The sequence below is a fragment of the Mycolicibacterium sp. Y3 genome, from assembly GCF_051188035.1.
GTDB classification, from domain to species: Bacteria; Actinomycetota; Actinomycetes; order Mycobacteriales; family Mycobacteriaceae; genus Mycobacterium; species Mycobacterium fluoranthenivorans.
Genome location: NZ_JAVQLT010000001.1, coordinates 3,767,387 through 3,780,893, shown reverse-complemented (window position 1 = coordinate 3,780,893; position 13,507 = coordinate 3,767,387). Strand labels below are relative to the sequence as shown.

The window sequence follows — 13,507 nt, the reverse complement described above, 5'->3', positions numbered from 1 at the left end:
TCGGCTCATCGCACCGGAACCTGGGGGAGCGGCAGCAGCGGAAGCGAACTCCGGAATTGACCCTCGCTCACCGGGTTCCGGCCATCCAGCCACGGATCCCGATATGCGTCAACGGATTTCTGCATACGCGCGTCCAGGCCTTCGGCCAACCCGAGCGTATCGTCGACCACCACCGTACGGATGTGGTCGATACCCACCCGGGGCACCCAGGCGTACGTGCGTTCCAGCCAGTTGGCGTCCTCCCGGTAGAACTGCAGGAAACGTCCGGTCAGCGTCATCACCATCGCCGCGTCGTCGACGGTGGCCAGCAGGTCGCCCTTGCGGATATGCGCACCTGCCGCCCCGCCCACGTAGATCTCCCACCGGCCGCCGTCGACCGCCACCACGCCCAGGTCCTTGCACAGGGCCTCGGCACAGTTGCGCGGGCAGCCCGTCACCGCCAACTTCATCTTCGCCGGGCTGGCCAGCCCCTGGTAGCGCTCCTCCAGCGCGATGCCCAATGCCGTGGAGTCGCCGACACCGTAGCGGCAGAAGTCGCTGCCCACACAGGTTTTCACGGTGCGGAAGCTCTTGCCGTACGCGTACCCCGAGGGCATGTCCAGATCGGCCCATACCGCGGGCAGGTCCTCCTTGCGGACGCCCAGCAGGTCGATACGCTGCCCACCGGTGCACTTGATCATCGGTATCGCGTACTTGTCGGCCACATCGGCGATCTTGCGCAGCTGATCGGAGTTGGTGACGCCGCCCTTCATCTGTGGCACCACCGAGAACGTGCCGTCGCGCTGAATATTGGCGTGCACCCGGTCATTGATGAAACGTGCATCGCGCTCATCCACGAACTCGTCGGCCCACATCATCTCCAGCAGCGAGGCCAGCGCCATCTTCGAACCGGCGTCGACCCGCCCGTCGGGTGCCAGGGCGGCGAACACCGAAGACACCGAATGTAACTGGAGCTCACGCACCAGTGTCATCAACGATGCCTTGTCGTACGGAACGCCCGGTACGTACCAGGACGCCGACGGATCCTCGGTGACCGCGCCGCCGGCCGCCCACTCGACGATCTGGCCGACCAGTTCCTTGCAGGAGCCGCAGCCTTTGCCCGCCTTGGTCTTGGCCATCACACCGGACAGCGATGTCTCGCCGGCCTGGACGCAGGACACCAGCGCGCCCTTGGAGACCCCGTTGCAGTTGCAGACCTGCGCATCGTCGGCCAGCTCCGAAACACCCACGGCCACCTCGGGAGTCCCGATATCGAACATCAGCGACACGCGCTCCTCGGGCAGCGGCAGTCCGCTGTCGAAAGCCTGCGTCAGGAACGACACCTTGGACACATCGCCGACCAGGGTCGCGCCCACCAGCTTGCCGTCCCGGATCACGATGGTCTTGTACACCCCGTGCCGGGGTTCGGAGTACTGCACGAATTCGTCGTCGGGCAGTTCGGGTGCCTTGATGCCCATCGACGCGACGTCGACGCCGGCGACCTTGAGCTTGGTCGCGGTGCGTGAACCGCGGTACGCCGCACTGGTGTCGGTGCCGGTCAGATGGTCGGCCAGCACGGTGGCCTGCTCCCACAGCGGCGCCACCAACCCGTACACCTGACCGCGGTGCTGGGCGCATTCGCCCACGACGTAGACATGGTCGTCGTCGACGGAGCGCATATGGTCATCGACCACGATGGCCCGCTCCACGGTCAATCCGGCGCGTTGAGCCAGGCCGACGTTGGGCCGGATACCCGCGGCGATCACCAGCATGTCGCAGTCGATGACGCTGCCATCGGAGAACACGATCCCGGACAGCTTGCGGTTCTCGTCGACCAGGACCTCGGTGGTGCGCTTGTCGGTGTGCACGGTGATGCCGATACCTTCGACCGACCGGCGCAGGATGGCACCGGCCGCGTCATCGAGTTGCGCATTCATCAGCGTCGGTCCGGCGTGTACGACGTCCACGGCCACACCGCGGTTCTGCAGTCCGCGCGCGGCTTCCAGGCCGAGCAGGCCACCGCCGATCACCACGGCCTTCGTCCGGTTGGCCGCCTCGTTGATCATCCCCATGCAGTCGTCCAGCGTGCGGAATCCGAACACACCGTCGGCCAGGTTCTTGTCGTCGGCCCACAGCCCCTTCATCGGCGGGAAGAACGAGCGGCTGCCGGTGGCCAGGATCAGGTCGTCATAGCGGATCGTCGACCCGTCGTCGGCATGCACCAGCCGGGCGTAGGTATCCAGTCGGACCACCCGCACCCCGGCCCGCAGATCGATCGCATTCTCGGTGTACCAGTCCAGCGCGTTGAGGTAGATCTCCGCCGAGTCATCGCTGCCGGCAAGCACATTGGACAGCAGGATACGGTTGTAATTGCCGTAGGGCTCGTCCCCGAACACGGTGATGTCGAAGATGTCGGCACCGCCGCGGGCCAGGATCTCCTCGATCGCGCGGACGCCGGCCATCCCATTGCCCACGACGACCAGCCGGCGTTTCACGGGATCTCCACCAGGCCCAGGTCCACCACAACCGTCCCGGAGATACCGGCCGGTGCCGCGACATAGAGCTCCAGCACCGTGTCCCCGAGCAGGTCCTCCACCACCCGCAACGCCACATGGGTGGCGCCCTTGGCGGCGATGGGGAAGTACCTCATCGGGGCGCCGTCGCGGAACAGCACCACCGTGATCAGTTCGTCGGTCGAGTTGCCGCCCCGGAAGTACACCGGCTGGGCGATGGCGCCGGCGGGCACCACATACCGCAGCGAGTCGTCGATCAGTTCCGGTTTGTCAAGTCCGGCCCCTTCGAAAGCGAAGGCGCCCTGCAGGAATCGTGGTGTACTGCCATCGCTCATGCTTCAGCGAACGTAGGGGGGCTTTGTTTCGGATTCGTTTCCACGGTGCAACGGCGGTGAATACCGTTGCGCACGAGGGGTGATCCACGCGGTGTGAGTAGGTGTTGACAAGCCCGACACGGTGGTGCAATGGGTGCGGAATGGCGCGGGCCTAGCTTTTGGGCAACCAACTTTTGAGCAACCAATCCGTACTGGGGAAGGACGCCGTGACCATGTTGACCCGCGACCGTGACATCGAGCACTGGGACGCCGAGGACGTCGACGCCTGGGAGGCCGGTGGGAAGCAGGTTGCGCGACGCAACCTCATCTGGTCCATCTTCGCCGAACACGTCGGCTTCTCGGTGTGGTCCATCTGGTCGGTGATGGTGCTCTTCATGCCGCAGAACGTGTACCACATCGACGCCGCCGGAAAGTTCTATCTGGTGGCCATCCCGACGCTGGTGGGCGCCTTCATGCGGATTCCGTACACCGTCGCACCCGCCCGGTTCGGCGGCCGTAACTGGACCGTCGTCAGTGCGCTGCTCCTGCTCATCCCGACCGTGCTCACCTGGTGGGCGATGAAGAATCCCGGGACGACCTACACCGAGTTCCTGATCATCGCGGCATTCGCCGGTTTCGGTGGCGGTAACTTCGCGTCCTCGATGACCAATATCAACGCCTTCTACCCGCAACGGCTCAAGGGCTGGGCGCTGGGCCTGAACGCGGGTGGCGGGAACATCGGTGTGCCGGTGATCCAGCTGCTCGGCCTGCTGGTCATCGCCACCGTCGGCAACACCGCACCCGAAATCGTCTGCGCCACCTACCTTGTGCTGATCGGCCTGGCCGCGATCGGTGCCGCGCTGTTCATGGACAACCTGCGCAACCAGAAGTCGAACCTCGGGGCGATGGTGGAAGCGATGCGGTTCAAGCACTCGTGGGTGATGAGCTTCCTGTACATCGGTACGTTCGGCTCGTTCATCGGCTTCAGCTTCGCGTTCGGGCAGGTGCTGCAGATCAACTTCCTCGCCGGTGGCTCCACCGCCGCGCAGGCCTCGTTGCACGCCGCGCAGATCTCCTTCCTCGGGCCGCTGTTGGGCTCCATCTCGCGACCCATCGGCGGCAAGCTGGCCGACCGTATCGGTGGCGGCAAGATCACGCTCTACGTCTTCATCGCGATGATCTTCGCGGCCGGAATCCTGGTGACCAGCGGCACCCTCGACGACGCGATGAAGGGCGCCCCCACCGGCGGCCAGATGGCTGCCTACGTCATCGGTTTCATCCTGCTGTTCATCCTGTCCGGGTTGGGCAACGGTTCGACCTACAAGATGATCCCGTCGATCTTCGAGGCGAAGGCCGCCGACCACGACGAGTGGAGCCGTGAGGAGAAGGCGTCGTGGGCCCGACGGATGTCGGGTGCCCTGATCGGCTTCGCCGGAGCGATCGGCGCCCTCGGCGGGGTGTTCATCAACATCGTGCTGCGGGCCTCCTATGTCAGCGACGCCAAGTCGGCGACCAACGCCTTCTGGGTGTTCCTCGGCTTCTACGTGATCTGCGCGGTGGTGACCTGGTTCGTCTTCCTGCGCATCGCGCCGGTCCAGCCGAAGATCAACGAGGAGTTGCCGGAATCGGTCGCTACCGCCTGAGCTGCGGAAACTCGGCCTCACAGTGGGCTCACCGAGGGGTGGGGTCGCCTGTGAGGTCGAGTTTTCGTCGCGCTAACGTCGCCTCAAAGGAACCGGAACACTGGCAGCAGACGATGTGCACATGTCGGTGAAAACGCGGACCGCGTGCTCGTACTGCGGGGTCGGCTGCGGCATCGAAGTCACCACCAAGGCCGACCCGTTCATCGGCCTCCCGGTGATCGCCCAGGTCAACGGGGACAAACTGCATCCGACCAACTTCGGCAGGCTGTGCACCAAGGGGGCCACCCACGCCGAGTTGATGGCCGCCACGGACGGCCGGCTGACCGCTGCGCTGGTGCGCGCCGAACGCGGCGCCGAGGCCGTCTCCACCCCGGTCGACGAGGCCGTCGCCGAGGCCGGCCGGCGGCTGCGCGCCATCATCGACGAGCACGGCCCCGACGCGGTGGCGCTCTACGTCTCGGGTCAGATGTCCATCGAAGCCCAGTACCTGGCCACCAAACTGGCCAAGGGCTACCTGCGCACCGTGCACATCGAGTCGAATTCGCGCCTGTGCATGGCCAGCGCGGGCACCGGCTACAAACAGTCCCTGGGAGCCGACGGCCCGCCCGGTTCCTACACCGACTTCGACCACGCCGACCTGTTCTTCGTCATCGGCGCGAACATGGCCGACTGCCATCCCATCTTGTTCCTGCGGATGGCCGACCGGATCAAGGCCGGCGCCAAGCTCATCGTGGTCGACCCCCGGCGCACCGCCACCGCCGATAAGGCCGACCTGTACCTGCAGATCAATCCGGGCACGGATCTCGCGCTGCTCAACGGGTTACTGCACTTGCTCGTAGAAGATGAAGCGAACGGTGCGATCGATCATCGATTCATCGCCGAACACACCCAGGGCTGGGCGGACATGCCGGCGTTCCTCGCCGACTACCCACCCGCCCGGGTCGCCGCGATCACCGGTATCCCGGAGGCCGACATCCGCACGGCCGCAACCATGATCGCCGAGGCCGGCGAGTGGATGACCTGCTGGACCATGGGCCTGAACCAGAGCACACACGGCACCTGGAACACCAACGCGATCTGCAATCTGCACCTGGCCACCGGTGCCATCTGCCGCCCCGGCAGCGGCCCCATGTCGCTCACCGGCCAGCCCAATGCCATGGGCGGTCGCGAAATGGGCTACATGGGACCGGGTCTGCCGGGCCAGCGCTCCGTGCTGTCGGCCGAGGACCGCGCGTTCTGCGAGGAGCAATGGGGACTGGAGCCCGGCACCATCCGCACCGACGTCGGTCCGGGCACGGTCGCGATGTTCGAGCAGGCCGCCGCGGGGGATATCAAGGCCTGCTGGATCATCTGCACCAATCCCATCGCCTCGGTGCCCAACCGCAGCACGGTGATCACCGGCCTGGAGACCGCCGAACTCGTGATCACCCAGGACCCGTATCACGACACCGCCACCAACAGGTACGCCGATATCGTGCTTCCGGCTGCCCTGTGGGCCGAGTCCGATGCCGTGATGATCAACTCCGAGCGCAACCTGACCTTGTTACAGCAGTCGGTCCCGCCGCTGGGCGACGCCCGCCCGGACTGGGAGCTGATATGCGCGGTGGCCGGAGCCCTGGGTTTCGGTGACGATTTCGACTACAAGTCCAGCTCGGACATCTTCGACGAGATCCGCCGGTTCGCCAATCCGCGTACCGGTTATGACCTGCGCGGTGCCAGCTACGAGCGGCTGCGCGAGACGCCGCTGCAGTGGCCGTGCCCGCCGGAGGACGCCGAGGACCGCCATCCCATCCGGTATGTGAACGACGGTGTGTCCCAGACCCTGTTCGTCGACGACGCCGGGAACCGGCCCCGGCTGGCCTTCGCGACGCCGTCGCGCAAGGCGGTGTTCTTCGCGCGGCCGCATATGGACGCCCGCGAGTTGCCCGACGACGACTACCCCATGGTGCTCAACACCGGACGTCTGCAACACCAGTGGCACACCATGACCAAGACCGGCCGGGTCGCCAAACTGAACAAGCTCAACGGCTCGCCCTTCGTGGAGATCCACCCCGATGACGCGGCCGCGCAGGGCATCACCGAGCACTGCCAGGTGGAGTTGACCTCACGTCGCGGGCGGGCGGTGCTGCCGCCGCTGATCACCGACCGGGTGCAGCCGGGCAGCGTGTGGGTGCCGTTCCACTGGAACGACGAGCACGGCGAACATCTGACCATCAACGCCCTCACCAACGACGCGGTGGACGCCGACTCGCTGCAGCCCGAACTCAAGGTGTGTGCGGTGGCGCTGCGCCCCGTCGCGCCGGCGCTGCCCACCGTGACGAGCCACCCACTGGCAGAAGCACTGGGACTGCACGGTGTCGCCGTGGACCTCACCGACGACGAAAAAGTCTACGTCGCAGGCTTTCTCGGCGGTCTGAGTGCCGGCCCCACCGGGACGCCGGTACTGCCCGGGACCGCACCCGTGCGCCCCGCGGCGCGGCTGTGGATCGATGGTCTGCTCGCCGGCATGTACTCCCGGACCGGCGCAGCGGTGGGCGATACCGCTGTGCTGGAGGCCGTGGCACCGGGCCCACTGGTGTTGTGGGCGTCGCAGACCGGCACCGCCGAGGAGTTCGCGGCACAGGTGGCCGGCCGGCTCACCGGTGCACGGTTGGTGACGATGAACGATGTCACGCTCGACGAACTGGCGACGGCCGGCGAAATCCTGATCGTGACAAGTACCTTCGGTGACGGCGGCCCACCGGACAACGGGGCCGACTTCTGGCAGCGCCTGGACTCGGCCGATGCCCCCGCACTGCCGGGGCTGCGCTACGCCGTGCTGGGTATCGGGGACCGGGCCTATGACAACTTCTGCGGGCACGCCAAGACGCTCGATGCCCGACTGGCCGCGCTCGGCGCCACCCGGGTGCTCGACCGCGTCGAATGTGAGGCGTACGACGACGCCCCGATGAAGGCCTGGGCCGAGCAGGTCGCCGGCATCGTCGGGACGGATACGCCCCCGGCGCCGAGCACCCCCGTGCTGACCACGACCACATCCGGCGCCGGGCCGGCGCCGCTCAGCCGGAACGCACCGTTGCTCGCGCCGCTGAGCCGCAATATCCGGCTCACCCCGGAGTCGGCACGAAAAGAGGTGCGCCAGTTCGGCTTCGACATCTCCGAACATGTCGCCGAACACGGTACGAGCTACGCGGCGGGCGACTCCCTGGGCGTGTTCGTCACCAATTCCGATGAGGCGGTGGCGTCCTGGCTCGCCTGCACCGGGCTGACCGGCAGTGAGATCGTGGAGGTCGACGGCGCCGACACCGACCTGCGCAGCGCGCTGGCATCCTCCTACGACATCTGTCGCATCACCCCCAACCTGCTGCGCTTCGTCGCCGAACGCCTGCCCAAGGCAGCCAGGCGGCTGCGCGGGCCCAAGGACGAACTCGACAAGTGGCTCGGCGGATGCAACGGACTCGACATCGTCGAGGAGTTCAGGGTCGACGCCGAGGCGCACGAGTGGCTCGACGCCCTGGTGCGACTCACCCCGCGGCAGTACTCGATCTGTTCGAGCCCCCTGGTCAGCCCTACCGAGGTACAGCTGACGGTGTCCGTCGTGCGATACCAGAGCGCGCGCGGAACACTACGGCACGGTGTCGCGTCGACCTATCTGGCCGACCGCGCGCACGCCGCGCCCGTCTTCATCCAGCGTTCGCCCAACTTCCGACCGCCCGCGGAGTCGCAGACGCCGATGATCATGGTCGGCCCGGGTACCGGGATCGCGCCGTTCCGGGGCTTCCTGCAGGAGCGGCGTGCGCTCGGTCACACCGGCCGCAACTGGTTGTTCTTCGGGGACCAGCACCGCTCCGAAAACTTCTACTACCGTGACGATCTGGAACACATGGTCGCCGACGGCCTGCTCAACCACCTGGACCTGGCGTTCTCCCGGGATCAGGCCGCGCGGATCTATGTGCAGCACAAGATGCTCGACGCTGGCGCCGAACTGTGGCGGTGGATGGAGGACGGCGCCCATTTCTACGTGTGCGGTGACGCCGCACACATGGCCAAGGATGTCGACGCGGCACTGACGACGATCATCAAACGGCACGGCGGGCTGTCCGACGAGCAGGCCCACGACTACAAACGTGAGCTGGTCGCCGACAAGCGCTACGTCCGCGACGTGTACTGAACGGCCCCAACCCAATAGACACCTCACCAGGCGAATAAATCCCGCGCCGTGATTGTTACTTCGACGTAACAGTGATCTATGCCCGAACCGCGAGGGCGGACCGGGGAAGGGGAGATATACCGATGGGTTGGCATCAAGGCGACGTCGTCACCGCTTGCCGGCAGATCGAGGAGATGGATGTGCCGGCCGTGCCCGAAGGCACCGAGGGCACCGTCGAGAAGACAACGGTGTTCGGCCGGCCGAAGAAGGTGTGCTTCACCGTGCGCACGATCTGGGGCAAGAAGCGGGCGTGCGTGAACGTGCACCGCGGAGACGTCGGATAACTGACGTCGGATAACACAAGACCGAGCGGTACCTGGCCGGCAATGATGCCGGTCAGGTACTTCTCTGTGTGAGGGCGGCTTTGCCGCTCGAATCGATTGTGGGTGTCCGAGGGGGGACTTGAACCCCCACGCCCGTTAATAGGGCACTAGCACCTCAAGCTAGCGCGTCTGCCATTCCGCCACTCGGACCAGCCCACCTCATCGTGTGGGGCGCTTAAGGCTAACGGATGCCCCCGGGTTGGCCCAAACCGAGTGCCGCGTCAGGTGGTAGGAAAGGGGACGTGACAAGACCCGAAGACGAAGTGGTCGATCTCGTCAGCAGCCTCATCAGGTTCGACACCTCCAATACCGGTGATCCGGACACCACCAAAGGCGAGGCCGAGTGCGCGCACTGGGTGGCCGCCCAGCTCGAGGAAGTGGGCTACGAGACCGAGTACATCGAAGCGGGCGCACCGGGGCGCGGGAACGTGTTCGCCCGGCTGCCCGGCCGTGACCGCAGCCGCGGGGCGCTGCTGATCCACGGTCATCTCGACGTGGTGCCGGCCGAACCGGCCGACTGGAGCGTGCACCCGTTCTCCGGGGCCGTCGAGAACGGTTACGTGTGGGGCCGCGGCGCGGTCGACATGAAGGACATGGTCGGGATGACGCTGGCCGTCGCCCGGCATCTCAAGCGCGAGGGCATCGTCCCGCCCCGGGATCTGGTGTTCGCGTTCGTCTCCGACGAGGAGCACGGCGGCACCTTCGGCTGCCAGTGGCTGGTCGACCACCGGCCCGATCTGTTCGAGGGCATCAGCGAGGCGATCGGGGAGGTCGGCGGGTTCTCCCTGACGGTGCCCACCCGGGACGGCGGGGAGAAGCGGCTCTACCTCATCGAGACAGCCGAGAAGGGGCTGTCCTGGATGCGTCTGGAAGCCCGCGGGCGCGCCGGGCACGGCTCGATGGTGCACGAGGACAACGCCGTCACCACCATCGCCGAAGCCGTGGCCCGGCTCGGCAAGCACGAGTTCCCGATCGTGCTCGCGCCGTCGGTGGCGGAGTTCCTCACCGCGGTGTCCGAGGAGACCGGCTACGAGTTCGATCTCGACTCCCCGGATCTGGACGGCACCATCGCCAAGCTCGGCGGGATCGCCCGCATCATCGGCGCCACGCTGCGCGACACGGCCAACCCGACCATGCTCAAGGCCGGTTACAAGGCCAATGTCATCCCCGCCACGGCCGAGGCCATGGTGGACTGCAGGGTCCTGCCCGGCCGCAAGGAGGCCTTCGAACGGGAGATCGACGAGCTGATCGGGCCGAACGTCACCCGGACCTGGGAACGCGACCTGCCCTCGGTGGAGACCACCTTCGACGGCGACCTGGTCGACGCGATGAACGCCGCACTGTTGGCGGCCGACCCGGGTGCCCGCACCGTGCCCTACATGATGTCCGGAGGGACCGACGCGAAAGCTTTCTCCCGCTTGGGTATTCGCTGTTTCGGTTTCGCGCCGCTGCGGCTGCCGCCCGATCTGGATTTCGCCGCGCTGTTCCATGGTGTCGATGAACGGGTACCCGTGGACGCACTACAGTTCGGGGCGAGAGTCCTGCACCAGTTTCTTACCAACTGCTGAAAGGCCGTGATGAGCACTTCGCCGTATGACAACCTGCCGAAGCTCCCGACGTTCACCCTGACCTCCGAGTCGGTGACCGACGGGCAGCCACTGAACAATGAGCAGGTCAGCGGAATCATGGGCGCCGGCGGTGCGGATGTGTCGCCGCAGCTGAGCTGGTCCGGTTTCCCCGAGGAGACCCGCAGCTTCGCGGTGACGGTCTATGACCCCGACGCGCCCACCGCATCCGGGTTCTGGCACTGGGCGGTCGCCGACCTGCCGGCCAGCGTCACCTCGCTGCCCGCGGATGCCGGCAACGGCGACCCGCTGCCCGGTGGCGCCGTCACGCTGGCCAACGACGCCGGCCTCAAGCGCTTCATCGGCGCGGCCCCGCCGGCCGGGCACGGCCCGCACCGCTACTACATCGCCGTGCACGCGCTGCCGGTCGAGAGCCTCGAGCTGCCCGACGGGGCCACCCCGGCCTACCTCGGCTTCAACCTGTTCGGCAAGGCCATCGCCCGCGCCGTCATCTACGGCACCTACGAGCAGAACTAGCCGCTACCGGGTCGCCGAGCCCACCGCATCGGACAGGGACGCGAACCCGCCGGCGCGCAGGCGCTCGGCGATCCCGTCGTGGATGTGCTTGGCCCACAGCCCGCCGCCGTAGATGAACCCGGTGTAGCCCTGCAACAGCGAGGCCCCGGACACGATGCGCTCCCAGGCGTCGTCGGCGGTCTCGATGCCGCCGACGCTGATCAGCACCAGGCGATCACCCACCCGGGCGTGCAGCCGGCGCAGCACCTCCAGGGACCGGTCCTTGACCGGCGCACCCGAGACGCCGCCCGCGCCCAGTTCGGCGACGCCGGGGGTGCGCAGCCCGTCCCGGGAGATCGTGGTGTTGGTGGCCACGATGCCCGCCAAACCCAATTCGACTGCCAGATCCGCAATCTCGTCGATATCGGAATCGGACAGGTCGGGGGCGATCTTGACCAGCACCGGTGTCGAGGTGGCGGCCCGGACCGCGGCCAGGATCGGACGCAGGGCCGACACCGCCTGCAGATCGCGCAGACCCGGCGTGTTGGGAGAGCTGACGTTGACCACCAGGTAGGCCGCCAGCGGGCCCACCAGGCGAGCGCTCTCGGCGTAGTCCTCGACCGCGCGCTCGGGCGGGGTCACCTTGGTCTTGCCGATGTTCACCGCGATCGGTACGTCGGGGGTGTGTCGGGCCAACTGAAGCGCCAGCCGGGCGGCCCCGTCGTTGTTGAACCCCATCCTGTTGAGCAGCGCCCGGTCCTCGGGCAGGCGGAACAGCCGGGGCCGCGGATTGCCCGGCTGGGCCTGGGCCGTCACCGTGCCGACCTCGGCGTAGCCGAAGCCCAGCGGGCCCCACACCCGCAGTCCGTGGCCGTCCTTGTCGAACCCGGCGGCCAGGCCCAGCGGCCCGGGGAAATGCACCCCGAGCACCGTGCTGGCCAGGATGGGGTCACTCGGGGTGAGACGGCGGGACAGCGCGTTGCGGCTCACGCCGAAGTAGGTGGCCGCCCGCAGGACGGCGAACACGAAGGTGTGGATACGTTCCGGATCGACGAGAAAGAACATCCGGCGCAATAAGGTGTAGATCACAGCGCCGGCTGATCCCCGAGAGCGGTCTTCTTGCGGCGCAGCAGCACCCGCCTGCTGCCGTCGGTGTAGAGCCGCACGCGGGTCAGCTCCCAGCCGCGGTATTCGGCCTCGATCGACAACCGGATCGAGGCCGACAACCGGGTCACGTCCGGGGGCAGCCGCAGCGGCACCCATTCGTACTCGTCGGAGAGCTCACCGGCCCAGCCCAGGGGCATCCGACCCCGTTGGACGCCGCTCATCGGGTGGCAGCTTTCGCGATCACCTGGACACCGGCTCCCGATCCGGACACCACATACAGGGTGCCGGACGCGTCGTCGTAGGCCAGATGGTCGGGTTGCTGGACGGTTCGATAGCGCACCTTCTCCACAGGTATTCCGGTGGCCAGATCGTAACCAACGACGGTGTTGGTGGCAGTCTGTGACACCCAGGCCAGTGTGCCGGATCCGGCCAGGCCGTACGGGGCGTCGTGCACCGGGTAGGCCTGGCGCAGGATCAGCGGCTCGGTTCCGTAGACCATCAGCGCACCGCCTCGGGTATCGGCGACCAGCACGCGTCCGGCCGGGTCGGCGGCGATGGTGGTGGCGCCCTCCCCGGCGCGTAACGCCTGTTCGGCCTTGGTGCCGTCGTCGTCCACCTCGGTCACCGAGGTCTGGCCGCGATCCAGCACCACCACCGAGTTCCCCTGCGCCACCAACCCGTCAACACGGGCGAAGATCCTCAGGTTCGCGCTGACGGAATCGGCGGAGTTCCCGGCGCCCAGTGTCACCAGCGCGCCGTCCGCGCTGCCCAGGACCACGCGCCCGTCGGCGCGCCGGGTGATGGCGGTGAACTCGGTATCGGCCTGGCCGGCGATGTCCACTCGAGACACCGCGCCGGTGGCGACGTCCACGTCCTGATACCCGCCCTTGGCGGCGAGATAGACATGACCGGCGCCGTCACCGGTCAGCGCGTGCGCCGGAGCGGGAAGCGCCACGGTGCGGGGCGTCGCCCCGAACACCGTCAGCCGGTCGGCCGGGCCGAGCACCGTCAGCGAGGCGGTTCGGGCATCGAACACGGCGGCCAGACCCGGGGTGCCCAGTGGCCGCACGACCCCGTCCGGAGTGCCGCTCACCGGCGGCGAGACCGCCGCGGAGGCCGGCGTGATCGTCGGTGGTGGCGAATCCACGGTGCTCTTCGAGCACCCAGCGGTGACAGCGACAACCAGGGCGAATACGGCACTGATGGAAGAAACGGCAGCGGATTTCGTATGCAACGGCCCGTTCGACTCCTCATTGCGTGGCAGCAGTTGTTTCGTTTTCAATTTTCGGGCAAACATCCGCAAGGCCGGACACGGTCACCGATAGGGCGGTATGGTGCCG

General features: G+C 67.3%; 10 protein-coding genes and 1 tRNA gene. 5 read left to right on the top strand and 6 right to left on the bottom strand.

Annotation, left to right across the window (positions count from 1 at the left end; genetic code table 11):
* Nucleotides 1-5: 5 nt before the first annotated feature.
* Together nirB and QN239_RS18440 are read right to left on the bottom strand one after the other, a co-directional pair.
* On the bottom strand, nt 6-2,474 hold the full coding sequence (nirB, locus tag QN239_RS18445) for a nitrite reductase large subunit NirB (protein ID WP_499012539.1): 2,469 nt from the start codon (nt 2,472-2,474) through the stop codon (nt 6-8).
* Complete coding sequence (locus tag QN239_RS18440; RefSeq protein WP_499012538.1) at nt 2,471-2,827, bottom strand: molybdopterin oxidoreductase; 357 nt, start codon at nt 2,825-2,827, stop codon at nt 2,471-2,473. Before QN239_RS18440 ends, nirB begins: the two co-directional genes overlap by 4 nt.
* A 212-nt stretch (nt 2,828-3,039) precedes the next feature.
* Here QN239_RS18440 and QN239_RS18435 point away from each other — a divergent pair, with 212 nt between their 5' ends.
* The 3 genes from QN239_RS18435 (at nt 3,040) to QN239_RS18425 (ending at nt 8,940) form a co-directional block, all read left to right on the top strand.
* On the top strand, nt 3,040-4,449 hold the full coding sequence (locus tag QN239_RS18435; protein ID WP_499012537.1) for a nitrate/nitrite transporter: 1,410 nt from the start codon (nt 3,040-3,042) through the stop codon (nt 4,447-4,449).
* Nucleotides 4,450-4,570: 121 nt separating this feature from the next.
* Nucleotides 4,571-8,617 carry a bifunctional nitrate reductase/sulfite reductase flavoprotein subunit alpha gene (locus QN239_RS18430; protein WP_499012536.1) on the top strand — a complete coding sequence of 1,349 codons (4,047 nt, stop codon included), beginning with the start codon at nt 4,571-4,573 and terminating at the stop codon, nt 8,615-8,617.
* Nucleotides 8,618-8,739: 122 nt separating this feature from the next.
* Nucleotides 8,740-8,940 carry a hypothetical protein gene (locus QN239_RS18425; protein ID WP_499012535.1) on the top strand — a complete coding sequence of 67 codons (201 nt, stop codon included), beginning with the start codon at nt 8,740-8,742 and terminating at the stop codon, nt 8,938-8,940.
* 103 nt (nt 8,941-9,043) lie between these two features.
* On the opposite strand, the gene QN239_RS18420 is transcribed toward QN239_RS18425, so the two are convergent.
* Nucleotides 9,044-9,129 (bottom strand) — tRNA-Leu (locus tag QN239_RS18420).
* A 38-nt stretch (nt 9,130-9,167) separates the two neighbouring features.
* On the opposite strand from QN239_RS18420, the gene QN239_RS18415 reads away from it, so the two are divergent.
* Entirely contained in the window at nt 9,168-10,547 is a 1,380-nt protein-coding gene (locus QN239_RS18415; RefSeq protein ID WP_499012534.1) for a M20/M25/M40 family metallo-hydrolase, read from the top strand.
* 9 nt (nt 10,548-10,556) lie between these two features.
* Entirely contained in the window at nt 10,557-11,081 is a 525-nt protein-coding gene (locus QN239_RS18410; protein WP_499012533.1) for a YbhB/YbcL family Raf kinase inhibitor-like protein, read from the top strand.
* Between the two features lie 3 nt (nt 11,082-11,084).
* On the opposite strand, the gene QN239_RS18405 is transcribed toward QN239_RS18410, so the two are convergent.
* The 3 genes from QN239_RS18405 to QN239_RS18395 are packed head-to-tail and all read right to left on the bottom strand — an operon-like array spanning nt 11,085 to nt 13,464.
* The gene (locus QN239_RS18405) at nt 11,085-12,146 is read right to left on the bottom strand and encodes a quinone-dependent dihydroorotate dehydrogenase (protein ID WP_499016854.1); all 1,062 of its coding nucleotides are present in this window, start codon (nt 12,144-12,146) and stop codon (nt 11,085-11,087) included.
* The gene (locus tag QN239_RS18400; RefSeq protein WP_090357815.1) at nt 12,146-12,388 is read right to left on the bottom strand and encodes a DUF5703 family protein; all 243 of its coding nucleotides are present in this window, start codon (nt 12,386-12,388) and stop codon (nt 12,146-12,148) included. The genes QN239_RS18405 and QN239_RS18400 overlap by 1 nt, the downstream gene beginning before the upstream one ends.
* Nucleotides 12,385-13,464 carry a YncE family protein gene (locus tag QN239_RS18395; protein ID WP_499012532.1) on the bottom strand — a complete coding sequence of 360 codons (1,080 nt, stop codon included), beginning with the start codon at nt 13,462-13,464 and terminating at the stop codon, nt 12,385-12,387. The genes QN239_RS18400 and QN239_RS18395 overlap by 4 nt, the downstream gene beginning before the upstream one ends.
* Nucleotides 13,465-13,507: the final 43 nt, after the last annotated feature.